The organism is Ensifer sp. ENS07 (assembly GCF_014852185.1).
GTDB lineage: Bacteria > Pseudomonadota > Alphaproteobacteria > Rhizobiales > Rhizobiaceae > Ensifer > Ensifer adhaerens.
Map to the genome: position 1 here is coordinate 1 of NZ_JACVBE010000090.1, position 255 is coordinate 255.

A 255-nucleotide genomic window follows, 5' to 3' on the forward strand; every position below is an offset into this window, starting at 1 on the left:
AGTTACGCGTGCAATTTGCCGAGTTCCTTCAGCATAGTTCTCTCAAGCGCCTTGGTATACTCTACCTGACCACCTGTGTCGGTTTCGGGTACGGTCTATACGGTGGAGCTATTTCCTGGAACCGCGTCCCCGCCCACACAATCCAATAAGTGTGAACAAGTTAAGCGATCCGTCACTACCACCAGGCCCACGAATATTAACGTGGTTCCCATCGACTACGCGTGTCCGCCTCGTCTTAGGGGCCGGCTAACCCTG

At 54.1% G+C, this 255-nt stretch carries 1 rRNA gene; it reads right to left on the reverse strand.

The annotated features are described in order from the left end of the window. Positions 1 to 255 (reverse strand): 23S ribosomal RNA (locus IB277_RS39140); the annotation flags it as partial.